22 protein-coding genes are annotated in these 24,875 nt (G+C 55.7%); 2 read left to right on the top strand and 20 right to left on the bottom strand.

The features are described 5' to 3' along the window. Window positions 1-34: 34 nt before the first annotated feature. From glmS to J1C54_RS04840, 19 genes are all read right to left on the bottom strand, one after another. Window positions 35-1,867, bottom strand: coding sequence for a glutamine--fructose-6-phosphate transaminase (isomerizing) (gene glmS / locus J1C54_RS04750; RefSeq protein ID WP_229145228.1), 1,833 nt, complete (start codon window positions 1,865-1,867; stop codon window positions 35-37). 3 nt (window positions 1,868-1,870) lie between these two features. Continuing rightward, complete coding sequence (gene glmU, locus J1C54_RS04755; protein WP_229145235.1) at window positions 1,871-3,232, bottom strand: bifunctional UDP-N-acetylglucosamine diphosphorylase/glucosamine-1-phosphate N-acetyltransferase GlmU; 1,362 nt, start codon at window positions 3,230-3,232, stop codon at window positions 1,871-1,873. Window positions 3,233-3,325: 93 nt separating this feature from the next. Continuing rightward, window positions 3,326-3,769, bottom strand: a complete 444-nt coding sequence (locus tag J1C54_RS04760; protein ID WP_229145240.1) for a F0F1 ATP synthase subunit epsilon — start codon at window positions 3,767-3,769, stop codon at window positions 3,326-3,328. 21 nt (window positions 3,770-3,790) lie between these two features. Next, the gene (atpD, locus tag J1C54_RS04765; protein ID WP_229145245.1) at window positions 3,791-5,197 is read right to left on the bottom strand and encodes a F0F1 ATP synthase subunit beta; all 1,407 of its coding nucleotides are present in this window, start codon (window positions 5,195-5,197) and stop codon (window positions 3,791-3,793) included. 33 nt (window positions 5,198-5,230) lie between these two features. Beyond that, a complete protein-coding gene (gene atpG / locus J1C54_RS04770) occupies window positions 5,231-6,091 on the bottom strand; it encodes a F0F1 ATP synthase subunit gamma (protein ID WP_229145252.1) in 861 nt (286 codons plus the stop codon). A 29-nt stretch (window positions 6,092-6,120) separates the two neighbouring features. Continuing rightward, window positions 6,121-7,665 carry a F0F1 ATP synthase subunit alpha gene (gene atpA / locus J1C54_RS04775; protein WP_229145255.1) on the bottom strand — a complete coding sequence of 515 codons (1,545 nt, stop codon included), beginning with the start codon at window positions 7,663-7,665 and terminating at the stop codon, window positions 6,121-6,123. An 11-nt stretch (window positions 7,666-7,676) separates the two neighbouring features. Then, a complete protein-coding gene (locus tag J1C54_RS04780; protein ID WP_229145260.1) occupies window positions 7,677-8,219 on the bottom strand; it encodes a F0F1 ATP synthase subunit delta in 543 nt (180 codons plus the stop codon). A 14-nt stretch (window positions 8,220-8,233) separates the two neighbouring features. Next, the gene (locus J1C54_RS04785) at window positions 8,234-8,704 is read right to left on the bottom strand and encodes a F0F1 ATP synthase subunit B (RefSeq protein ID WP_229145265.1); all 471 of its coding nucleotides are present in this window, start codon (window positions 8,702-8,704) and stop codon (window positions 8,234-8,236) included. Between the two features lie 70 nt (window positions 8,705-8,774). Beyond that, the gene (gene atpE / locus J1C54_RS04790) at window positions 8,775-8,993 is read right to left on the bottom strand and encodes a F0F1 ATP synthase subunit C (RefSeq protein WP_008734510.1); all 219 of its coding nucleotides are present in this window, start codon (window positions 8,991-8,993) and stop codon (window positions 8,775-8,777) included. Window positions 8,994-9,069: 76 nt separating this feature from the next. After that, a complete protein-coding gene (gene atpB / locus J1C54_RS04795) occupies window positions 9,070-9,957 on the bottom strand; it encodes a F0F1 ATP synthase subunit A (RefSeq protein ID WP_229145268.1) in 888 nt (295 codons plus the stop codon). A gap of 15 nt (window positions 9,958-9,972) precedes the next feature. Next, on the bottom strand, window positions 9,973-10,395 hold the full coding sequence (locus J1C54_RS04800) for an ATP synthase subunit I (protein WP_229145276.1): 423 nt from the start codon (window positions 10,393-10,395) through the stop codon (window positions 9,973-9,975). A 229-nt stretch (window positions 10,396-10,624) separates the two neighbouring features. After that, window positions 10,625-11,344: an SIMPL domain-containing protein gene (locus tag J1C54_RS04805; protein WP_229145288.1), complete on the bottom strand. Its 720-nt coding sequence runs from the start codon at window positions 11,342-11,344 to the stop codon at window positions 10,625-10,627. Window positions 11,345-11,472: 128 nt separating this feature from the next. Further along, window positions 11,473-11,997, bottom strand: coding sequence for a hypothetical protein (locus J1C54_RS04810; RefSeq protein ID WP_229145294.1), 525 nt, complete (start codon window positions 11,995-11,997; stop codon window positions 11,473-11,475). A 126-nt stretch (window positions 11,998-12,123) separates the two neighbouring features. Further along, window positions 12,124-12,849: a PDZ domain-containing protein gene (locus J1C54_RS04815; protein WP_229145296.1), complete on the bottom strand. Its 726-nt coding sequence runs from the start codon at window positions 12,847-12,849 to the stop codon at window positions 12,124-12,126. Between the two features lie 89 nt (window positions 12,850-12,938). Next, window positions 12,939-13,853: a ParB/RepB/Spo0J family partition protein gene (locus tag J1C54_RS04820; RefSeq protein ID WP_229145308.1), complete on the bottom strand. Its 915-nt coding sequence runs from the start codon at window positions 13,851-13,853 to the stop codon at window positions 12,939-12,941. Between the two features lie 69 nt (window positions 13,854-13,922). Further along, window positions 13,923-14,723: a ParA family protein gene (locus J1C54_RS04825; protein ID WP_229145314.1), complete on the bottom strand. Its 801-nt coding sequence runs from the start codon at window positions 14,721-14,723 to the stop codon at window positions 13,923-13,925. A gap of 22 nt (window positions 14,724-14,745) precedes the next feature. Further along, on the bottom strand, window positions 14,746-15,366 hold the full coding sequence (rsmG, locus tag J1C54_RS04830) for a 16S rRNA (guanine(527)-N(7))-methyltransferase RsmG (protein WP_229145328.1): 621 nt from the start codon (window positions 15,364-15,366) through the stop codon (window positions 14,746-14,748). After that, the gene (mnmG, locus tag J1C54_RS04835) at window positions 15,363-17,249 is read right to left on the bottom strand and encodes a tRNA uridine-5-carboxymethylaminomethyl(34) synthesis enzyme MnmG (RefSeq protein ID WP_229145339.1); all 1,887 of its coding nucleotides are present in this window, start codon (window positions 17,247-17,249) and stop codon (window positions 15,363-15,365) included. Before mnmG ends, rsmG begins: the two co-directional genes overlap by 4 nt. A gap of 111 nt (window positions 17,250-17,360) precedes the next feature. Beyond that, a complete protein-coding gene (locus J1C54_RS04840) occupies window positions 17,361-19,043 on the bottom strand; it encodes a choice-of-anchor Q domain-containing protein (RefSeq protein WP_229145344.1) in 1,683 nt (560 codons plus the stop codon). Window positions 19,044-19,244: 201 nt separating this feature from the next. On the opposite strand from J1C54_RS04840, the gene J1C54_RS04845 reads away from it, so the two are divergent. Continuing rightward, the gene (locus J1C54_RS04845; protein WP_229145352.1) at window positions 19,245-20,942 is read left to right on the top strand and encodes a potassium/proton antiporter; all 1,698 of its coding nucleotides are present in this window, start codon (window positions 19,245-19,247) and stop codon (window positions 20,940-20,942) included. Here J1C54_RS04845 and J1C54_RS04850 read toward each other — a convergent pair whose 3' ends face one another. Continuing rightward, a complete protein-coding gene (locus J1C54_RS04850; protein WP_229145362.1) occupies window positions 20,943-22,811 on the bottom strand; it encodes a cytochrome c/FTR1 family iron permease in 1,869 nt (622 codons plus the stop codon). A gap of 240 nt (window positions 22,812-23,051) precedes the next feature. On the opposite strand from J1C54_RS04850, the gene J1C54_RS04855 reads away from it, so the two are divergent. Continuing rightward, on the top strand, window positions 23,052-24,863 hold the full coding sequence (locus J1C54_RS04855) for an acyl-CoA dehydrogenase C-terminal domain-containing protein (RefSeq protein WP_229145365.1): 1,812 nt from the start codon (window positions 23,052-23,054) through the stop codon (window positions 24,861-24,863). Window positions 24,864-24,875: the final 12 nt, after the last annotated feature.

The following is a 24,875-nucleotide window of genomic DNA, read 5'->3' on the forward strand; positions in this document are numbered from 1 at the left end:
CTTTCCAGTATGCCAAGCGTTAGATGGATAGACGTTACTCTACTGTCACGGACTTGGCGAGGTTTCGCGGCTGATCTACGTCGGTGCCGCGCATAACTGCAACATGGTAACTGAGCAACTGCAGCGGCACCGTATATACCATCGGTATAAGGATTTCTGGCATCGGCGGCATAGCCAATACAATCATTCCCGGTTCGTCACTTACTCCAGCCTGACGGTCGGCAAATACAAACAGTTCACCGCCACGCGCTCTGACTTCCTGCAGGTTTGACTTTAGTTTTTCGAGTAACTCGTCATTCGGTGCCACGGCCACCACCGGCATGTCGGCATCCACCAGCGCCAACGGACCATGCTTTAACTCTCCAGCCGGATACGCTTCAGCATGAATATAGGAAACTTCCTTGAGCTTGAGAGCACCTTCCAGAGCCACCGGATACTGCGGGCCACGGCCTAGAAACAGCGTGTGGTGTTTCTCAACAAAGTGGCTGGACAGCTCATGGATGCGACCATCAAGCTGCAACACTTGCTCAATCAAACTGGGTAACTGACGCAACGAACTTATATGTGCTTCCATCTGCTGGTCACTCAGGCGACCCTTTACCCGGGCAGTGGCCAAAACGAGCAAAAGCAGGCCAACCAGCTGGGTAGTGAACGCCTTGGTAGAGGCGACCCCGATTTCCGGGCCGGCGCGCGTCAAAAAGGATAGTTCTGACTCGCGTACCAATGATGATGAGTCAACATTACAAACGGCGAAACGAGCAAGATAATCTTCTTGGTGGGATGCACGTAACGCAGCCAGGGTATCGGCGGTTTCACCAGACTGGGAAATAGTCAGCAGCAGAGTATTGGCCGGCACAACATGCTTGCGATAGCGGAACTCACTGGCCACTTCAACCTGACAGGCCACTCCGGCAATGGCTTCCATCCAGTAACGCGCCACCATACCGGCGTGAGAAGAAGTGCCACAGGCAACTATCTGCACCTGCTCCACCTTGCTGAGCAACTCACGAGCGTTGGCGCCAAAACTGGCCAGCAGTTCTGCTTCACTATCAATACGGCCTTCCAGAGTTTTTTGTACTGCGATCGGCTGCTCAAATATTTCCTTGAGCATGTAATGACGATACTCGCCCTTCTCCGCATCCTCGTGATTACCATCAAACTCGTGGACCGCACGCTCAACCGGCAAGCCGGCGTGGTCGGTGATCGATACCGACTCTCGAGAAACCTGGGCAACATCGCCTTCTTCAAGAAAGATAAAACGGGTGGTTACGGGCAGAAGGGCCAACTGGTCAGAGGCGATAAAGTTTTCACCAATGCCAAGACCTATAACCAGCGGGCTACCGGAACGAACAACAAGCAGGCTATCTGGCTCAGTCAGGGTCATTACCGCCAGAGCATAGGCACCCTGCAGTCGATCTACTGCAGCTCGTAGGGCGCCGGCCATATCATTACCGCCACGCAATGCACGATGAATAAGATGGACGATAACTTCGGTATCAGTGTCGGAAGAGAGCTCATAACCGTCAGCTTCGAGCTCGATCCGCAGTTCCTGAAAGTTCTCAATAATGCCGTTGTGAACCAGAGCAATATCATCTCCCGACATGTGCGGGTGAGCGTTACGCTCCAGCGGCTTGCCATGAGTAGCCCAACGAGTGTGTGCAATACCTGCCTGACCACTTATGGCACCGGCGTGGGCCGCGTCCTCCAACCCCTGAACTTTGCCTTCACGGCGCAAACGGACGATTTTGCCGTTGCTATTCAAGGCCAGCCCGGCGGAGTCGTAACCGCGGTACTCAAGCCGCTTAAGGCCTGCGATCAGAATATTGGTAACGTTACGCTCAGCAATCGCGCCAACAATCCCACACATGAATCAATCCTTTTTCTGCGGCCGCTTCCAGCCGGCAATATTGCGTTGCTTGGCACGTGATACCGCCAGCTGGTCATCGGGAACATCCGTTGTGACCACACTGCCGGCTCCCACGGTGGCACCGCTGCCGACGCTAACGGGGGCAACCAGGGAAGAGTTGGAACCAATAAAGGCATGATCGCCGATCAGCGTCTTGGACTTATTTACACCATCATAATTACAGGTAATGGTGCCGGCACCGATATTACTATGCGCTCCAATCTCAGCGTCGCCAAGGTACGTCAGGTGATTAGCCTTACTGCCCTCCCCTATGTGTGCATTCTTGGTTTCTACGAAGTTGCCCACCCGGGCGTGATCTGCCAGCTGGGTGCCAGGACGCAGCCGGGCGAAGGGCCCCACATGACAACCAGCTCCAATCGTCGCGCCATCGATTACCGAGTTCGCTTCAATCACCGAGTCCGCGGCAATGCTGGCGTTACGAATCACACAGTTAGGGGCAATGCTGACACGATCACCAAGATGAACCTGGCCGATCAGCACCGTATTGATATCCAGAGTAATGTCCGTGCCGCACTGCACTGCACCGCGAACATCCAGACGTGCCGGGTCAACCACGGTTACACCGGCACGCATCAAATTTTCTGCCTGCACGCCTTGATAGATTCTTTCCAGTCTGGCCAGTTGCACGCGATCGTTGACCCCGTCTACTTCCCAGCCATGGGCCGGCTGCATGGTGTCGATGAGCAAACCGGCCTGTACCGCCATGCTGATCACATCGGTAAGGTAATACTCGCCCTGTGCATTGTTGCTCTTTAGTTCTGGCAAAACATCCGCAAGAAATGCTCGCGGGCAGGCAAGGATGCCCGTGTTGACTTCTTCCACCGCCAGCTCGGCATCATTGGCATCCTTCTGCTCCACAATACGCGATACCCGGCCATTCGCATCACGGATGATACGGCCGTAACCTGTCGGGTTTTCCATGGTCAGCGTCATTAGCGCTATGGTGTTGGTATCGGCACGTGCAACGAAATCACGCAAGGTAGCGGGCTGGATCAACGGCACATCACCGTACAGAATCAGGACAATGTCTTCGCTAACAAACGGCATGGCCTGAGCGACCGCGTGTCCGGTGCCGAGCTGCTCGGCTTGCAGTGCCCAATTGAGCGACTCGCCCCCCAGTACTTCACGGACGTGCTCGCCACCATGGCCATACACCAGTGTGATCGACTGGGGCGCCAATGAACGGGCGGCATCCAACACGTGAGACACCATTGCCTTACCGGCAATGGGATGCAGCACCTTGGGCAGGGCTGATTTCATTCGAGTGCCCTTACCGGCGGCGAGAATGACAGTTGCGAGAGTCATGTTTTCAATCCCTGACAATGAACCCTGAGCGTAAAGCAAAAAGGGGCAGCTTCGCAGCTACCCCTTGTTTGCCGACACGCAATCCGGGCCAAATCAGCCGCGGCTACCTGTGCCGCCATATTTCTTCTTGAGCTGCTCAATGGTACGTAGCTGGCCCAACGCTTCCACCAACTGAGCCGCAGCCCGCGAGTAATCCATCTCTGAATGCTGGCCTTCCAGTGCTTCCTTAGCCTGCTGCTTGGCGCTTTCTGCCGCAACTGCATCCATATCCTCCGCCCGCATGGCGGTATCGGCCAGAATGGTGATGATATCCGGCTGCACTTCAAGAAAACCGCCGGTGACGTAATAAAGCTCTTCGTCTTCCTGCTGCTTCTTGATGATCCGCACCGGACCCGGCTTGAGCCGCGTCAGCAGCGGCGCATGCCCCGGCAGGATGCCGAGGTCGCCTTCCACGCCAGCCGCGACGATCATCTCGACGCGTCCAGAGTAGATCTGCTGCTCGGCACTCACGATGTCACAATGCATGGTCATAGCCATTCCGCTGCTCCCGGAGTCGTATTACTTGGCCGAGCGCTTGTTGTAAGACTCAAGCACTTCGTCGATGGAGCCCTTCATGTAGAAGTCCTGCTCCGGGATATGATCGTAGTCGCCGCTGAGGATGCCCTGGAAGCCACGAATGGTTTCTTTCAGCGATACATACTTACCCGGTGAGCCGGTAAATACTTCTGCAACGTGGAACGGCTGCGACAGGAAACGCTCAATTTTACGAGCGCGCGACACCACCTGCTTATCTTCTTCAGACAGTTCATCCATACCGAGGATGGCGATGATGTCTTTCAATTCCTTGTAGCGCTGCAGTACGGTTTGCACGCCACGGGCGGCTTCGTAGTGCTCCACACCAATAACCAGCGGGTCCAGCTGACGGCTGGTGGAGTCCAGCGGATCAACAGCCGGGTAAATACCCTTGGCAGCGATGTCACGGCTCAATACTACAGTCGCATCAAGGTGAGCAAAGGTGGTTGCCGGCGACGGGTCAGTCAAGTCATCCGCTGGTACGTATACAGCCTGGATGGAAGTAATAGAGCCGGTCTTGGTGGAGGTAATACGCTCCTGCAGAACGCCCATCTCCTCCGCCAGAGTCGGCTGATAACCTACCGCAGAAGGCATACGACCCAGAAGTGCAGATACTTCCGTACCCGCCAGGGTGTAACGGTAGATGTTGTCGACGAACAACAGAACGTCACGGCCTTCGTCACGGAACTTCTCAGCCATGGTCAGGCCAGTCAGCGCAACACGCAGACGGTTGCCCGGCGGCTCGTTCATCTGGCCGTAGACCATCGCCACTTTGGATTTCTGGAATTCCTTGACGTTTACAACGCCAGCTTCCTGCATCTCATGATAGAAGTCGTTACCTTCACGAGTACGCTCACCAACACCAGCGAATACGGACAGACCGGAGTGCTCGGTAGCGATGTTGTTGATCAATTCCATCATGTTTACGGTTTTGCCCACACCGGCACCACCGAACAGACCAACCTTACCACCCTTGGCGAACGGACAGATCAGATCGATAACCTTGATGCCAGTTTCCAGCAGCTCGGTGGCGGATGCCTGATCAGCATAGCTAGGTGCCTTACGGTGAATGGAGGCACGCTCTTTTTCGCCGATAGGACCGCACTCATCAATTGGGCGACCAAGTACGTCCATGATACGACCGAGGGTTTCAACACCTACCGGCACCATGATCGGGTTGCTGGTGTTGTCCACCGCCAGGCCACGCTTGAGGCCTTCGGTGGAACCCATGGCGATGGTACGAACAATGCCGTCGCCCAGCTGCTGCTGCACTTCGAGAACGGTCTCGGTGCCGTCCACGTTCAGGGCGTCATAAACCTTGGGAACGCTGTCACGCTCAAAAGCCACGTCGATGACGGCGCCGATGATCTGAACAATACGACCGCTACTCATGCTTGCTTCCTCTTTGTTTCCCGAGCGCCGCGGTTAGACCGCTGCAGCGCCACCAACGATTTCGGAAATTTCCTGGGTAATAGCTGCCTGACGGGCCTTGTTGTAAATCAACTGCAGGTCCTTGATCAGGTTGCCGGCATTATCAGTAGCAGCCTTCATGGCTACCATCCGTGCCGCCTGTTCACAGGCAAAATTTTCAACCACGCCCTGATATACCTGCGACTCGATAAAGCGAACCAACAGGACATCAATCAAGGCCTGAGCGTTAGGCTCGTAGAGATAATCCCAAGCGTACTTGGTGTTCATCTCTTCATCAGGCTTCAGTGGCAATAACTGCAGGCTGGTCGGCTTCTGCGTCATGGTGTTGACGAATTCGTTGTACACCACGAACAGGCGATCGATCTCACCCTTTTCGAAAGCATCCAGCATCACCCGGATGGATCCGATCATGCCAGCCAGATGCGGATTATCGCCCTGATTATTTACCGAAGCCCGAACCTCACCGCCAACAGAACGGAAGAAGCTCAACGCCTTGGTACCGACCAGGCAGTACTCCACTCTAACGTCCTGCTCGCTCCACTCGCGTGACTCGCGCACCACCTGCTTAAGCAGGTTGACGTTCAGGCCGCCACACAGACCGCGGTCCGAGCTGACTACGATGTAGCCGACTTTTTTGACCGGGCGATCCTGCATGTAAACATGCCGATATTCCGGATTGGCATTGGCCAAATGCGCAACTACCTGACGCATGCGAGTAGCGTATGGCTTTGATGCTGCCATACGCTCCTGCGCCTTGCGCATTTTGCTGGCCGCCACCATCTCCATCGCACGAGTAATTTTCTTCGTGCTTTGGACACTGGCGATCTTGGTTTTGATCTCTTTACCAACAGCCATCAGGGAACTCCCTTAAGCGAACGTGTCGATTACCAGGTCTGGGTTGCCTTGAACTTCTCAATGGCAGCCTTGATACCGGCTTCGATGTCGCCGTTGTAGTCACCCTTCTCGTTGATCTTGTCCATCAACGCTTTCTCTTCGCTGTCCATATAAGACAGCAGCGCCGCTTCGAAGCTACCGATCTTGTCCAGCGCCACATCTTTCAGGTGACCTTCATTAGCGGCATACAGCACCACGCCCATCTGTGCGACAGACTGCGGAGCGTACTGGTTCTGCTTCATCAGTTCGGTTACACGCTGACCATGCTCAAGCTGCGAACGAGTCGCTTCATCCAGGTCCGAAGCAAACTGGGCAAAAGCAGCCAGCTCGCGGTACTGGGCCAGTGCCAGACGAATACCACCGCCAAGCTTCTTGACGATCTTGGTCTGCGCTGCACCACCTACCCGCGATACCGAAATACCAGCGTTCATAGCTGGACGGATACCGGAGTTGAACAGGCTCGTTTCAACGAAGATCTGACCGTCGGTGATCGAGATCACGTTGGTGGGTACGAATGCAGATACGTCACCAGCTTGCGTTTCAATGATCGGCAAAGCAGTTAGCGAACCAGTTTTGCCTTTAACTTCACCGTTGGTGAACTTTTCAACGTAATCGGCAGAAACTCGTGCGGCGCGCTCCAGCAGACGGGAGTGCAGATAGAACACATCACCCGGGTAAGCTTCACGGCCCGGCGGACGACGCAGCAGCAGGGAGATCTGGCGATAAGCCACAGCCTGCTTGGACAGATCGTCATATACGATTAGCGCGTCTTCACCACGGTCACGGAAGTACTCGCCCATGGTGCAGCCAACAAACGGGGCAAGGAACTGCATGGATGCCGGCTCAGAGGCAGAAGCCGCTACCACGATGGTGTTATCCATCGCGCCATGCTCTTCCAGCTTGCGCACTACGTTAGCAATCGAGGACTGCTTCTGGCCGATGGCCACGTAGATACACTTAATGCCAGATTTCTTCTGGTTGATGATGGTATCGATGGCGATGGCGGTTTTACCGATCTGGCGGTCACCAATGATCAGCTCACGCTGGCCGCGGCCAACCGGAGTCATGGCATCAATCGACTTCAGACCGGTCTGTACCGGCTGGTCAACGGACTGACGCCAGATAACGCCGGGAGCAACTTTCTCCACGGCATCGGTCAGCTTGGTATTGATCGGGCCCTTGCCATCGATCGCATTACCCAGCGCGTCTACAACGCGGCCAAGCAGCTCCGGTCCAACCGGAACCTCAAGAATGCGACCAGTACACTTGGCCTTGGCGCCTTCGACAATATTCAGGTAGTCACCGAGAACTACCGCACCGACAGAGTCCTGCTCAAGGTTGAGGGCCATCCCGTAGATGCCGCCTTCAAACTCGATCATCTCACCGTACATCACGTCGGCAAGACCGTGGATGCGAACAATACCATCGGAAACGGATACGACAGTACCTTCGGTGCGGGCTTCGGTTGCGGTATCAAGCTTGCTAATGCGCTGCTTGATAATCTCGCTAATTTCGGACGGGTTGAGTTGCTGCATGCTCCAATCCCTCAAACTCTAGAGTTCAGTTGCTCCACCAGCTTATTCAGCCGGCCACGCACACTGCCATCGATCACGGTATCGCCAGCGCGAATCAGGACGCCGCCAATCAAGGACGGATCAACCTGTTTGCTGACACGGACTTCCACTCCCAGACGCTTCTTCAGCGCTGCCACCAGACCTGACACATCGGCATCTTCCATGGGAAATGCGGACACCAGTTCAACATCCGCAAAACTGCTCTCTACGGAGAGAAACTGATGGAAAAGACCACCAATGATTGAAAGCAGGCTCAGGCGCTTGTTCTGCGCCAACTGGTCAAGGTAATTGCGGAACGAGCTATCAATGGTGTCTCCGCAAATTTCCGCCAACATTGCTGCTTTACTAGAAGCACTCAATGCCGGATTGTCCAGCGCCTGGCCCACCCTTGGGTCAGCCATCACGGCAGCAGCCGTTGCGAGCATCGATTCCCACTGGGCCAATGCGTTCTGCTCTTTTGCAAACAGAAACGCCGCCTTCGCGTAGGGTCGTGCAATGGTGGTCAGTTCAGCCATGGTTTATCCGTCTGTCAAAGTTCAGCGGCCAGCTGGTCCAGCATTTGCTTGTGGGCCGCCGGGTTCACTTCAGTGGCCAGGACTTTCTCGGCACCGGCCAGGGCCAGCGCTGCCACTTCACTGCGCAGCTGTTCACGGGCGCTATTTATTTCACGCTCGATTTCAGACTGGGCCTGTGCAATCAGTCGCTCACCCTCGGTGCGCGCCTGACCTTTGGCATCTTCAATAACCTGGTTTGCGCGACGATTAGCCTGCTCGATAATCTCGGCAGCCTTGGCCTTCGCTTCGCGAAGATCTTCGCCTGCCTTCTCTTGAGCCAGCTCAAGATCCCGATTAGCACGATCAGCTGCGCTCAGGCCATCGGAGATCTTCTGCTTGCGCTCGTCCAGCGCAGCCGAAATCGGCGGCCAGACAAACTTCATGCAGAACCAGACAAAAATCGCAAACCAGATAATCTGGCCGATAAATGTTGCATTCATGTTCATACGAACACCTCACAACCGCGTTGTTGCTTCAATTTCCCGAACAACGACTGCCCGGATCGGGGCAAATCGATTATTGGAAAATCATCAGGAACGCGATAGCGATACACATGATCGGCACAGCGTCGAGCAGACCAGCGATGATGAACATACGGGTCTGAAGCATCGGAGCCAGTTCCGGCTGGCGAGCAACGCTCTCCAGAAAACGACCACCCATCAGACCGAAGCCGAGGCCGGCGCCAATTGCTGCGAGACCAGCAACGATAGCAGCTGCAAGCAGGTTCAGTTCCATTTCTAACTCCCGTTTCGTTGAATGACTAAAGCTAAAACCTTCAGGACTTACCGTATTACTCAGTACTGCATGTTACTCAGTGTTGCTCGCTGGCCATGCTCAGATAGACGATGGTCAGGATCATAAAAATAAACGACTGCAGCGGGATCACCAGCAAGTGGAAAATCGCCCACGGCACCGAGCCGACAAACTGCCAGTAACCCATCATGGCGGCCAACAGGATGAAGACAAACTCGCCGGCAAACATGTTGCCGAACAGTCGAAGTCCGAGCGATACCGGTTTGGCCAGCAGCGCTACCACTTCAAGAATCAGGTTCACTGGCACCAGCAAAAACTTGGTAATGCCTTGCGCTTCAAACGGATGGAAGGCCAGCTCACCAAAAAATCCGCCAACACCCTTGCTCATGATGGAGAAGGCAATCACCAGGCCGAGTACGGAGAACGACATGGCCAAAGTGATGTTCGGATCAACGGTGGGAACGATCTTCATGTAGCCCAGACCCAGTGCAGCGGCGATAGCCGAAGCGGTATCCACCGGCAGCAATTTGATGCTGCTCATGATGAAGATCCAGCAGAAGATGGTCATGGCCAGCGGGGCAATCAGCTTGCTCTTGCCGTGGAAGCTATCACGCACCGAGGTATCAACAAACTCAACAACCATCTCAACAGAGTTCAGCATGCCTGCCGGCACACCCGCGTGGGCACGACGGGCAACCATGGCAGCGACCAGAACAAAAATAGTGCCCATCAGGCCAGACCAGGCCAGAGAGTCGACATGAAACGCCATAAAGCCCATGGCATCCACCTGCTCATCGCAACGCGCCAGGATCCAGGAAGCCTGCTGAATGGTCTCGCCAGTCAGGTCGCCATGGGCGTCACAGACAGGGGTACCTTCAGGCACTTTGCCGTAGGTGAGGTTGGTCAGGTGGTGCTTGATGTATCCAGTCGGGGTATCCGCTGCCATTCTTGCCTGCCCGTGTTAACCGTTCCGGTTGGAATCAACGTTTGTTTCGCCCGTAGCCCGCGCCAGCCATATCCAACCGGCCAACTGCACTACGAAGAACCCTGCAAACAACATCATTGCCGTTGCGCCCTGTCGCGCCTCCGGCCAGTGCTTAAGCGTTAGCCAAAGCAATAAAAGCACGATGGCCACCCGTCCGATCTCGGCGCGGATAGCTGCAGTTGCAGCGCGATCCGCCTGCCGGTTCCCCGGATGAAGCCACAGCTGGAACCCTGCCCAGCCACTCGCCACGGTGGCTATGCCACCGCCTATCAATGCCGCCAGAGCAACGTCGCGCCCGCCCGGCCATGCCGCCAAAGCCGCAACCACTAACGTTGCCAAGCCCTGCGCGCATAAAAGACCCCGGAATAAACCGGGGCCATGAATCTCTGATTCCGCCACGTTTTTGCCTCCGGCCAACCGCTGAAAAACCGGGCCGGCGGGGGTCTTGGGAGGACCCTGTGCTTTGGGCCGCAGAGTATAGGGATATGGGTTTTGGGTCGCAACCGAAACCGGGCGAATTTCACACAATTGTCAGACCGGCGACGCTGCCTTCACTCTCAGCCGAGGCAGACCGGTCGGTCAGCCTGTCGTTGGCGGCACATTGGCTGCCACCCGGCTGGCAGGGCAATTAGTCGGAAAGGTAGTATTCCACCGTAGAAACCACTCGAACCTTCTTGATATGAGGGTTGTTTCTGTCACGCGGCTCAATGCTGAACTGCCCCTGACTGGCCCGGCGTATTTTCCCAAGAGAGCTTTTTGAGTCTGAAGCAAACTTCTCGGCAACCTCCCGCGCCTTGCGGGTGGACTCTTCAATCATCTCCGGTTTGATATCGTTGATTCGGGTAAATATATACTCAGTCTGAGACTGGTAGCCCTCGCCAATGAATACGATGCCCTGCTTGCCAAGGCTCGACAGCTCGCGCATCACCGCTCTTACCGCATCAATATCTTTGGAATATACGGTGACCGTCTGGGTGGCCGTATAGCGAAACTGGGCCCGATTGCCATCACCGTACTGCTGGGCAGACTTATCCGTAATAGCTGGCGCACCAAAGGAGATATCTTCTCGGCCTATGCCTTTGGCGGAAAGGAAGTCGATTATTTTGCTGGTGCTGTCGTCAATCAACACATAAAGGGCTTCGAGATCGTTCTGCGCAGCACTGAACTGTATCGGCCAGATGACGATATCGGCATCGAACTCTCTTTCTGACAGGCCCTTAACCGTTACTGTTCTTTCGTATTCCTTGAACTTGAGGGCCGAGCTACCCAGCAGATAGCCCAGTGAGGTCAGACCGAGGAATATCAGCAAGCCGAGGATCAGGGCGCTGGATTTATTGTTGGTTACCACTGGAGCCTCCTGGCTTTCCCGATTCTACAATCAATACAACCCATCTGGTGACGACCTCAAGAAGACCTTCTCTTCAACTTCGCTAAAACCCCAGATCGGAACTACATTATGCGCGAGATGGCGGACCCTCAGGAACACTCTTCTAACCGCAAGTATATTCTTCCAAGAACAGACATTGCGCCATACCAAACGCCCTGAATAGGATCATGGCGAAATAGATTCAACAATCCCTCATCCACTTCATAAGAAAGTGTGTTGAAATTCTTCACGAACTGCCTGAACTGCTGAGCATCTAGTTGCTTCACGTACTCATGAAAATCAAAATGTACATTTTTAACATTATGGACCAACCGATTTCGCAGCTCAGATAAGGCGCTAATAAATCGCCGGCAATCCTCATCCAAAAGACCCAGGGCGGAAACAAATGCCATTTTTCCGGTTCGCTTGTTACTAAGCTCCAAAGACGAGAAAATAGCATTCAAATCTTTACGATCTAATGAAGTTGCCAGCAAATCCGAGACTGCCGCCTCAATAAGGGCATGTGTTTTTATGATTAACGCCCAATCACTTTCTCCTTCGATCAGCTTATCGAAAAATCCGCTATCTAAGCCAAGCCTCTTTTCAAGCTCGGGAACAAGTGCCGAAAGATCCACAGACCCCCCCCATTTAAGCCCCTCCCTTAGACTCTAAAGAACACTCCATTCCTCAAGCAGGCATCAACGGAAGACGTTTTTCGTCCAAATGTCGCCGATCCAGCACGCAGCCATGCGCCGCTACGATCAATCAAGATGCACTTCGATATCCCGAATCTTGCCATCCCTCACAATTTTGAAAATAACTGACGCTTGATCATCAGGAACACTACGAAGGGCCTTTTGTGCATCCGCTACCGATGCAATAGGATTCAGGTCTATCTGAATAACAATATCATTCTCAACAATATTCGCCTTAAAAGCTGGGCTACCGTGATACACAACGTCAATCAGAGCGCCAGTATTTCTCTTGTAGCGAATACGGTCATCTGCTGACAGGCCCTTCCAGAGCACACCAACTCTATACTTCTTAATCGTTTTAACAAAGAAGTACGCCTTTTGGTTATAGCGACGATAAGAATATGTCTTTCCGCTATCATCTGTAGCAATGCCCGTATCAGAATAGGAGATTTGCACAAGCGCCATAATGGCGCCTATCTTTTTCGCATGCTCAGCAACCTTTCTTTCCCAGTTTTTTTGATATTCGCCATTAAATGAAGAATATCCGATTAGATCATATTGCATTGATCTTGCCGTTCTTAGATTGGAGTCTATGTCGCTAGTTTTGATTACCTTCGGCTCAACTTCTTGCGCTGGAACAAAAACATCATCTATATCAGCGGCATCGGCAATCTGGGTATAGAATGCTGTGTATGGATTAGACGCACACCCCACAATAAGACATATAAAGAAGAGCATGGACGCTCGCCCCAGAAAACCATTTACGCCAAAGGCTCTATCGCAAAACAACACGGTATATTCTCCTGAGACTCTCGGCTCAGCCAGACCGGCAATCGACCGAGAAGTATGGGCCTTTTTGTTATGAATTTAATACTGCGCTTCTATTTGATATGGGCAAGAATGCCGTCAAGTTCGTCAAGGCTTCCGTAGGCAATAACCAGCTTACCCTTGCCGCCTTTCTCCTGACGCAGCTGAACCGGAGCGCCAAGGCGGTCGGACAGATCACTGACCAACTGGCGCACGTTCGGGTCTTCCCGGACGATTTCCTTCACCGGCTTTTCTTTCTCGTAGTCGCGCACCAGCGCTTCCGTTTGGCGGACCGACAGGCCTTTGGCGACAACAGTTCGTGCCGCAGCAATCTGGTTATCTGTGGCCAAAGCGAGCAGAGCGCGGGCATGACCCATTTCCAGATCACCGTGCTCAAGCAACTTTTTAACTTCTTCTTCCAGAGAGATCAGGCGCAGCAGGTTGGTCACCATAGCGCGGGACTTACCAACCGCATCGGCTACCTGCTGGTGGGTTAGTTCGAACTCATCTTTCAGTCGCGCCAGTGCAAACGCCTCTTCCATTGGATTCAGGTCTTCACGCTGAATGTTTTCAATCAGCGCCATGGCGATGGCAGCTTCGTCCGTGACTTCTCGAATGACCGCCGGGATGGTCGGCAGGCCGGCCATCTGGGCGGCACGCCAGCGACGCTCACCGGCGATGATTTCAAAACGGGTGTCGCTGATCGGGCGCACCACAATAGGCTGCATGACGCCCTGGGCCTTAATAGACTCGGCCAGCTCTTCAAGCGCTTCCGGCGACATGTCGCGGCGTGGCTGATAGCGGCCTCGCTGCAGCAGCTCCACCGGCAAGCGGCGCAGCTCACCATCACGGGCCGGGTGGCTTGCGCTTGCTGGAATGGTCACTTCGCCGTCGTTATCATGCAGACTGACTTCTTCACGGGGCGGCATCGCACTACCTAGCAATGCATCTAGTCCCTTGCTCAATCCCCGCTTCTTTTTTACTGCCATGTTTTGTATTCCTCGGACGCTTTTCGCGGCCATAAGCCGCACCTACAATAATTCATCAAGCCGCTGCTGCTACGATTCGGCTTTAACTTCCTGCTTTGTCAAAGTTTGTTCACGACGCAGAATTTCACCGGCAAGCGCAAGATAGCTGATCGCTCCGCGGGACTTGGCATCATAAGTAATTACCGGAGCGCCGTGACTGGGCGCCTCCGCCAATCGCACATTGCGCGGAATAATGGTGCGGTAAACCTTGTCACCAAAATGCTGAATCAACTGATTGGACACATCATTGGACAGACTAACGCGCGGGTCATACATGGTGCGCAGGATGCCACCGATGTGCAGTTTCGGGTTCAAAACGGCACGAATTTTTTCAATGGTATTGATCAGCGCTGTCAGACCTTCCAAGGCGTAGTACTCGCACTGCAGAGGCACGATCACCGAGTCTGCTGCGGTAAGCGCATTCACCGTCAACATGTTTAGCGACGGCGGACAATCAATCAGAATGTAGTCGTAACGGTTTTTGACCCGTGCCAACGCATTACGCAAGCGAAATTCCTTCAGCTTCATATCGAGCATCTGAACTTCAGCTGCAGTCAGGTCTTCGTTGGCAGCAATCAGGTCAAAACCACTGGCTTCTGGAGTTTTGACAATGGCATCCTCGATTTCCACCTCGTCTATCAGGACGTCGTAAATAGTGTGCTCGACACCATGCTTGTCAACACCGGAGCCAGAGGTGGCGTTACCCTGTGGGTCACTGTCAATCAGCAACACCCGCTTACGGGTAGCTGCCAAAGAGGCAGCCAGATTGACGCTGGATGTGGTTTTACCCACACCCCCTTTCTGATTGGCGACTGCAAACACCGTGGTCACGAACTCGTCTCCTTATGCAATGTCATGCAACGTCGCTGGTAAGAATCATCAGCTGCCGACGCTCATCCAGCCCCGGCACTTTCAAAGTAATGCGTTCCGCTTGCCAGGGTGCCTGCACGCCTGCCATTTCCACATCGCTGAGCGCAGCTTTCATTGCCAGCATGCGACCACCGGGGGCAAGCAGATGGCCGGCCACATCAAGCATGTCTGGCAGCGAGGCAAAGGCCCTGCTAATAACCTGCGGTGAGGCATTACGGTACTGCTCTGCCCGGGCCTGCACAACCTCGACATTGGTCAGGCCCAGCTCCAGGGCCGCCTGTCTGGCGAAACGGGTTTTCTTGCCGTTGCTGTCCAGCAACGTCACCCTCAAGGAAGGCAAAGCAATGGCCAAAGGAATACCCGGAATACCGGCCCCAGTACCAACATCAATTATTTCAGTGGCTTGCACATGGGGCAGCACACTGAGCGAATCTAGCAAATGGCGTACCACCATATCGACCGGGTCACGCACAGCGGTCAAATTGTAGGCCTTGTTCCACTTACTCAGCAGGCCCACGTAGTCGAGTAGTTGCTGCTGCTGGAGCGGCGACAAATCGATACCGAGGGCGGTAATGCCGTCGGCAAGAGTGGTATCCAGATTCATGCCTGAACCTTACGCCCGGCGCTGCTTTTTTTCAGATAGATACGCAGTAGAGAAATAGCTGCCGGGGTCATGCCCTGAATACGGCTGGCTTGGCCCAGGGTGGTCGGTCGCACTTGCTCCAACTTCTGGCGCAGCTCGTTGGACAGACCGCTGACCACGGCGTAATCAAAGTCTTCCGGCAATGCAGTATTTTCGCTGGCACGAAGTTTTTCCACTTCATCCGCCTGGCGATCAATGTAGCCGGCATACTTGGCCAGAATTTCCACCTGCTCCGCCACTGCCGGAGCTTCCGCTTCAAACCCGGCGGCCTGCATCAACGGCAGATATTCCACCTCTGGGCGACGCAGCAGATCAAGCAAGCTGTATTCGTGGCTGATCGGTTTGTCGAGCAGGGCGTTGACCTTTTCCGCCTTGTCAGTACCTGGCTGAATCCAATTGGTTTTAAGGCGCGTCTGTTCGCGCTCCATACCTTCGCGCTTGGCGCAGAAAACATCCCAGCGCTGATCATCAACCAGGCCCAGCTCGCGGCCTTTTTCTGTCAGCCGCAGGTCGGCGTTATCCTCGCGCAGCAGCAAACGGTATTCAGCACGACTGGTGAACATGCGGTAGGGTTCGCGGGTGCCCAACGTAATCAAATCATCCACCAGCACACCGATGTAGGCCTCTTCCCGGCGAGGACTCCAGGGTTGGCGATCACTCGCCAACAGCGCCGCATTAATGCCCGCCAGCAAACCCTGCGCGGCAGCTTCCTCATAACCGGTGGTGCCGTTAATCTGGCCGGCGAAAAACAGACCCGGCACATGTTTGGTTTCCAGCGAGTGTTTGAGATCCTGCGGATTGAAGTAGTCGTATTCAATAGCGTAGCCGGGCCGCGTGATATGGGCGTTTTCAAAACCGCGAATGGAACGCACGGCGGCCAACTGGATATCAAACGGCAGTGAGGTAGAAATGCCGTTCGGATATAGCTCGTGGGTGGTCAGACCTTCCGGTTCGACAAAAATCTGGTGGCTGGTCTTGTCAGCGTAGCGATTGACTTTGTCCTCGATGCTCGGGCAATAGCGCGGCCCGGTACCTTCGATAACGCCGGTAAACATGGGCGAGCGATCAAACCCGGAACGGATGATCTCGTGGGTACGCTCGTTGGTGTGGGTGATATAGCAACAGATTTGCTGCGGGTGCTCTTGCGCACTGCCCACGTAACTCATCACCGGAATCGGTGTATCGCCCCACTGCTGTTGCATAACAGAGAAGTCGACGGTCTTGCCATCAATGCGCGGCGGCGTGCCTGTTTTTAAACGCTCAACGCGCAGCGGCAGTTCGCGCAGACGCGAGGCCAGAGCAATAGACGGCGGATCACCAGCGCGACCACCACTATGGTTGTCGAGGCCAACATGGATGCGACCGCCAAGAAAAGTACCTGCGGTCAGCACCACTGCGCGCGCATGGAAACGCAGGCCCATATTGGTGACAGCGCCGACGCAGCGCTCGCCCTGCATAATCAGGTCGTCCACCGCCTGCTGAAAGATAGTCAGGTTCGGCTGATCTTCCAGCATGGAACGAATCGCCGCCTTGTAAAGAATGCGGTCTGCCTGGGCACGGGTAGCACGAACCGCAGGCCCCTTGCGGGCATTTAGCACGCGAAACTGGATGCCGGCACGATCCGTGGCGCGGGCCATGACGCCACCCAGTGCATCAATCTCTTTAACCAGGTGACTCTTGCCAATGCCGCCGATGGCCGGGTTGCAGCTCATCTGGCCGAGGGTTTCGATGTTGTGGGTCAACAACAAGGTGGCCGCACCCATACGCGCAGCCGCCAGCGCCGCTTCGGTACCGGCGTGGCCACCACCAATAACAATGACATCGAAACGTTGCGCGAAATCCATCGGCTCTCGACCTGAAAGGACACTATATATAGTGGGCAGAGACGCCCAACGACACTAATTCTGCTCAGATTTTGAGCAAAGGGCGCGTAGTATACGCGCCCGGAGGGGAAATTAAAGGGCGTGGCGACGGCGGCCAAGCAAGAGAAGTAATGTCAGCAACCCTGCAGCGCTCCCGCCACCGTCACCACCTCCTTCCCGGGGTATCTCAACAAATATTCCCCCATACAAACCAAGCTCGTCCTCCACCAGGACACCCAGCTCAATGCGGCGGCGCAATATGCCTGCGGTGGACAAGATCTGGCCGGTATCGGAGTTGTAGAAAAGGGAACCCCTGAGCTCGAAGCAGGCCAACTCACCAGCAAATTTGGCATAGCCGCAAGCCGAAGCCAAACCCATTTCGAACGTATGTCCGTCCGGATCAATAATGTAATCGCGAAGGTTTAGGGCTACGAATTCATCATCATCCAGGCCTCGCAGCGTCTGCCGCCGATGGGCCAGAAACGCCTTATCGTCAAACGCTGGCAGCCGGTTAAACTCGATGGCGCCGATATCCAGCGCGTTACCAGTCAGGCGAGCGCTGCCGCGCAGGTCGGTCAGCGGTGTATCACCCACTCCCGGCACCAGCGCCAGATCGCCCGCATCACGCAGAGGGCTGTCAGGCGCGGGGGCGGGAGGCTGGCCTTCAAGGCGAGCTGCCTCACCCAGTAATGCCAGACTGGTTACATCACGTCCAACACTGCCACCAAGCCACTCAATATCGACAAGCGAGTACTGCAGGTCAGCGCTACCGGTGAGTGCAATGGATTGGCAACTGTTGTCTGCGATCACCGAATGGTACAAACGGATTTCGCCAGCCACCGTCGCACAGTTACCGGCACTGCTTTCGTTGCGCGTGACAGTACTGTGGCGAAGCGCAAGCAGGTCGCCATCAAATTGAATCAGAGGCTGATCGCCGGCTGCGTAGTCATACACCATTACCTGCTCAAGCAGCACCACGGGCGCCAAAGAGTCGTCTACCGAGGGCAGCGGGTTGGCCTGCAGGAATGCCGAAGCCATGCGGAACACGCCATTACGGACTTGCATGTCGATACATCCAGCCAAGGTGATCACACTATTCGCCGGGATATCATTTACTTGCCCATACAAATTGGACCGGATGCCATCCAGCTCCAGCCGGCCACCACACTCTGCAGCCTGCAGCTCGGCAAACGCGCCACGCACATCGATATTAGTGAAATTCAGGATGGCGGTGGAGCCAAGCTGGCCCGAGAGAACTATCTCATTGATAAGAAACAAGGCGCCCTCGACGGTTAAATCCACGGCTCCGCATTGCAAGTCCAGCGCCTTGCCGAATCCTTGGATCAAGCCGCCCTCAATGGTGAGCTCGGTGTCGCATAACTCAATGCCCGCACCCTCGGCGACAGGCCCGTCGTAGACCAGATAAACATCTTCCAGTCTGCTACCGCTAGCCTCAGCACCGACAACAATGGCGGTCTCCACACCCTCTAGCGCATAGACCACAGCCGTTACGTCTGCACTGGCAGCGGCTATGGTGACAGTGTTAGTCAACTCTAACGGTGCGTACAAAACACTGATGGGAATATGAATAAGCACTTCAGCCGGCTCATCGTCCAGGTTGGCCGCTGCGATAGCACCTGCAAGTGTGTAGTCACCGGTGCCCGGTTGGTCCGGCCCATCTGTGAGGGTGACGTTATAGGTGGCAGCTTGCGCCGCCGAGGCGAGGCTCAACATAACGGTAAAGCAGAAGGCGAGAAAGCCGGTTCCTGAGTGCATCGTAATTCCCGATCCATGGCATCCATTTAAGAGGGCCGGCATCATAGCCATTTCAGGATGGCCAGCCAAACATGGCCTTTTGATATCAAACAATCAGCGCGTGTCGTACCCACCTGACAATTTTGGCTAGCACGGCTATCCACCCCGACCTCTATCCAGAGGTTTCCGCGTATACTGCGACTTTAACCGGGAAGCCAACTTTTGGACGCTCTCAATCTGACACTGTTGATCGGAGCCAGCCTGCTGTTCGTGGGCTTGTTACTTGGCTCCCTGAGCCTGCGCTTTGGGGTGCCATCGCTGCTGGTATTTTTGCTGGTCGGCATGGCGGCCGGAGAGGATGGCATCGGCGGCATTCAGTTTGACGATTTTGAGCTCGCCTATCTGGTATCAAATATCGCTCTGGCCATCATCCTGCTTGATGGTGGCTTACGCACCCGACTATCCACCTTTCGCGTTGGCCTGAAACCGGCGCTGACGCTGGCGACGCTTGGGGTGGCACTGAGCGCCGGACTGGTTGGCGCCTTTGCCACCTGGTTGATGGATCTGGACTGGCGTATCGGCCTGCTGCTTGGCGGCATCATCGGCTCCACCGATGCGGCGGCGGTGTTTAATCTTATCAAGGGCACCGGTGTCACCCTGAACGAGCGGGTGGCCAGCACGCTGGAAGTGGAATCCGGCCTGAACGATCCAATGGCAATTTTTATCACCGTGCTGCTGATCGAGGTAATTACCACTCCGGCGTTCGGGCTAGGCCGGGAAAGCCTGCTGGCACTGGTTCAGCAGTTTGGCGTTGGCGCCCTGCTTGGCGCCGGTCTGGGCACCCTGCTGGCGGAGCTACTGCTCCGCGTGCGCAGCAAGGAGGGCCTGCATGCACTGCTGCTATGCGCCGGCGGTGCTTGCGTGTTTGCGGTCACCAATACCTTGGGCGGATCAGGCTTTCTGGCGGTCTATCTGGCCGGACTGATTGCCGGCAATCGTCGTGGCGGCGCCGGTGATGATCTGCTGCAGTCCATGGACTCGATGGCTTGGCTGGCACAGTCCGGCATGTTCCTGTTGCTCGGTTTGCTGGTGACTCCGTCCACCCTCGGAGTGCATGGTCAGGAAGCGATCATCATTGCCCTGTTCCTGATGTTTATCGCCCGGCCATTGGCAGTGTGGCTGTGCCTGTTGCCATTCCATTTCGACTGGCGGGAGAAACTGTTCGTCTCCTGGACCGGCCTGCGTGGTGCGGTGCCCATCGTGCTGGCCATGTTTCCACTGCTGGCCGGGATCAGCGAGACCAGACTGCTGTTCGACGTTACCCTGATCGTGGTGCTGGCATCGCTGCTGTTGCAAGGTAGCACCATGGGACTGCTGGCAAGAACCTTGCGAGTGTCGTTACCGCTGCTACCGAAACCGTTACAGGTATCGGCATGGCAGGGCGGCGGTCATCTGCATCTGGTCCAGTTTGTGGTCGAGCCGGGCGCCCGGGCGGATGGCAAGACACTGGCGTCACTGGCCGTAGGGGAGGCCCGGCCTTTATTGATTTTGCGCGGCGAGGAGCAGCTGCAGGATAGCGCCAGCCTGGTCAACGCTGGCGATCACGTCGCCTGGCTGGCACCACTGGATGAAGAACCCTCACTGGCAGCGCTATGCCAGACCGTGACACCGTCGATCAAACGCTTCTACGGCGACTTCACCATGCGCGGCGACGTTCATGTTGCTGACCTTGCCAGCGCCTATGGCATTCAATTCGACGATAACGGCATCGGCAGACTCACTCTGGATGCCCTGTTCCGCCGGCGCATCGGCCAGCCTGTGGTCGGTGACGCTCTGCGCATCGGCGGCCTGCGCCTGCGGGTGCGCAGCATGGACGGGGAGCGAGTCGACCAGGTAGGCATTCGCCTGCCACGGGATTAATCAGCCGGCTGCCTGTCGTTGGCGCCAAAACATCCACACTGCAACAACCAGTACCAGCAGCTGTAATCCCAACCCCTCCATACTCGGGTAGATGCCCAGCCATTCGATCCGTGGAATCGCCACATGATCCAGCGGCAGCCTGCCCGCCTCCTGCAGCGCAGCAACACCTTTGCCAACAAACACAAACGCCAACGCAATCATCATCCAGGCGCTGACCATAAAGAACTTTGTTAGCGGGATACGCAGGCCTACTCGCTGAATCATCAGTGTGATCCCGGCCAATACCGCCAGCGCCATCAACCCACCGGTGACCACGGAATGCTGTGCGCCCGCGTTGGTCTGCACCCATAGCGCCTGATAGAACAGGATGGTTTCGAATATCTCTCGATAAACTGCCAGAAAAGAGACCAGAGCAAATGACCAAAGCGCGCCGCGGCTGAGTGCGGTGTTCATCTGGCTGGCGATGTACTCACTCCACTTACGGGCGTTGGCTCGCGAATGCATCCAGAAGCCGACGTAGAAAAGAATGGCGGCGGCCACCAGCGCAGTAACCCCTTCGGTGACTTCCCGAGTAGCACCGCTGATAGCGAACATCCATGTGGACACGGCCCAGGTAGATACCCCGGCAACCGTTGCCAGCAACGCCCCACCGTAGAGCCAGCGAAGGCCCTCACGCTGGCCAGTCTTTATCAAAAAGGCCGCCATGGCGGCCAGCACCAGAATGGCCTCAAGCCCCTCCCGAAGTAAAATGATGAAGGCGCTCAGGAATGCCACCCCCGGTGACAATGAATTCGACTCGGCTCGCAGCTGGGCTTGTTCAAGTTGGGCAATAATGTTTTCTGCATGGCTTTGTACTTCGGCGGAGTCCGGCTTGTTATCAAGCAGCGCTCGGTAAGCCATCATCTCACCTTCAATGGTACGCACCGCGTCCGGCGCAACATTGCCAAGAGATGCCTCGGTTAACTCGAACCCCTCAAGGTATGCGGTGATTGCGTGGCGGCGCGCAGCCAGAAAGTCACCTTGCTGATAGCTCTGCACACTGCTTCGCAACTCCTGCTTTGCCACTGCCCATGGGCTCTGTCGACTGGCGAACAGGTCCTCCGGCTGGTGGCGAGCATGCAGCGCCAGCGCCTCGCCATTGTCTAAATGTGCGGCCAGCTCTGCCGGTGTTTCGGTTACCGCCTGATGCAGGGAAATGGACTGCGCTGCCCAATCAAGTGGCTGCGGGGAGGCATAGAAACCACCAACATAGAACGCCAGCGCCCAGCGATCTTCATCTGGCAAATCGACAAAGCCCTGCATGGCAGTTCCAGCGACACCGAGGGTAATGGTGTTGTAGAGCGCATAAAGGCTACGCACCCGGGCCCGCTCCGGGTCATGGAAATCCGTTGGCGCCGGCGATATGCCCGCCGCCAGCACACCATCGCCCTGCCCCTGCACGCCATGGCAGCCGGCGCATTGTTGCTGATAGATGGCGGCGCCTTGCTGCAGTGATGGCACCTTGCGTGGCAGCAGATCCAGCTGCAGGTGTGTCATCAGCTGCTGCCCGAGACGCTGACTGACATCCGCGACAAAAGCGGGGTCGGCGTAATCACGGACGCCCTCACTCAGTTCAGCGGCCAGCTGGTCCAGCACCGGCTGCACACCTGGCGGTGCTTTCAAAGCCCGGACCTCGTCCTCGATGCGATGGCTGAAGTCCAGCATCTCCTGATACTCGCTGGGATTAATGGCCTCGCCTGCCTGTACCGCGCCGGCATAATCCACACCGACGTAATCAACAAGCTGGAGCAATAAACGGCCTTCCGTGGCGGCGGCAGGACCTGCGCCGGCCAACATGATCAGCATGATCAAACAACGTTTCAGAATCATATCGCTCTCGCCAGAGGAGAAATTGGCCATTGGGGGCGGCCACTCTACGCCCAACCAATGCAAATGGGAATAATTCCTGTTCACATATGGGGCCATCTTATCTTAGCGGCATTCCCACTAGCGCCGGAGCAATCGGTTTTTCCGGTCAAAGCTTCGCCGCAGCCGTTCCGTTATAAATCGCCGCCATCGGGAGACAGGCGTTCGCCAGTTTGCCCAGACACACACTTTTTGAGGTGACCTATGCCACAGTACAAGGCCCCCCTGCGCGATATGCGCTTCCTGATGAACGAAGTATTCGACTTTGAAAGTCACTACAAGACCCTGCCGAACGGTGGCGAAGCCACCCCGGACATGGTTGAAGCCATCATTACGGAAATGGCCAAACTGTGCGAAAACACCATCGGCCCGCTGTATCAGTCCGGCGATGAAGAGGGCTGTAAGTTTGATAATGGCAAGGTCACCACGCCAAAAGGATTCAAAGAGGCCTACAACGATTACGTTGCCGGTGGCTGGCAGGGGCTTTCCCATCCGGTGGAATACGGTGGTCAGGGGCTGCCGATGTCGCTGGGCCTGATCAAGCAGGAACTGATGGGCACCGCCAACTGGCCATTCGCCATGTATCCGGGCCTGTCTCTGGGCGCCATGAACACCATCATGATGCACGGTACCGAAGAGCAAAAGCAGGAATACCTGACTCCGCTGACCGAAGGTCGCTGGGGCGGCACCATGTGTCTGACCGAGCCACACTGCGGCACCGATCTGGGCCAGATGAAATCAAAAGCTGAGCCCCAGGCTGACGGTAGCTACAAGATCACGGGCACCAAGATTTTCATTTCTTCCGGTGAACATGATCTGACCGAAAACATTGTCCATATCGTACTGGCACGCCTGCCGGACGCTCCCGCTGGCACTCGCGGTATCTCCCTGTTTATCGTGCCTAAATTCCTGCCGGGCAAGATCGGCGAGGATAATGGCGTTGCCTGTGGCTCCATTGAGCACAAGATGGGGATCAAATCCTCGGCCACTTGCGTGATGAACTTCGATGGCGCCACTGGCTTTATGATCGCCGAACCGAATAAGGGCCTGGAGGCCATGTTTACCTTTATGAACTCCGCTCGTATCGGCACCGCCATGCAGGGCGTATGTCACGCCGAGCTTTCCTTCCAGGGGGCCGTCCCTTACGCCCTGGATCGTCGTTCCATGCGCGCCCTGTCCGGCAAGAAAGATCCGGACTACGTCGCTGATGCGATCGTCCATCATGGTGACGTGCGGCGCATGCTGCTGACCCAGAAAGCCATCGCTGAAGGTGGCCGGGCCATGCTGTATTACACCGCCCAGTACGCCGACAACATGATCAGTGGCATTCTCGAAAACGATATGAAGAAGTACGAGCAATGGGATGACAAGCTCGGCTTCCTGACACCAATCCTGAAAGGCTTCCTTACCGAGATGGGTCTGGAAGCATCCAACCTGGGTATGCAGGTATTTGGCGGTCATGGTTATATTCGCGAGCACGGCATGGAACAGATTGCCCGTGATGCGCGCATCGCCACACTGTACGAAGGCACCACCGGCATTCAGGCGCTGGATCTTCTCGGCCGTAAAGTGTTGCTGTCTAGCCGTGGCAAGTGCGTACGCGAGTTCACCCAGAAACTGGTGGCCTTTGGTACCAGCAATATGTCGAACAGTGCAATGCGTCCCTATGCCTGGAAACTGTTGAAGATCGCCGCTCAATGGAACTACCTGACCACCCGCATCATGCTGATGGCCGCCAAGGATCGCGACATCGTCAGCACCTCCAGCAACGATTTCCTGATGTACTCCGGCTACGCCATGATGGCGTACTTCTGGGCCCTGCAGGCAGCTACTGCGCAGGACAAGCTGGATAATGGCGGCGCGGAACCGAAGGAGTTCTACCAGAGCAAACTGGCCACTGCGGAGTTCTACTTCGAACGCCTGCTGCCACGAGCCAAGGGGCATGCCGAGGGCTGTCTCAAGCCAGCCAAATCGACCATGCAGCTGGACAAGGACCTGTTCCTTTTCGACCAGTAATGCAAAGCGGCC

The organism is Alcanivorax sp. 1008 (assembly GCF_020667895.1).
Taxonomy (GTDB): Bacteria; Pseudomonadota; Gammaproteobacteria; order Pseudomonadales; family Alcanivoracaceae; genus PGZG01.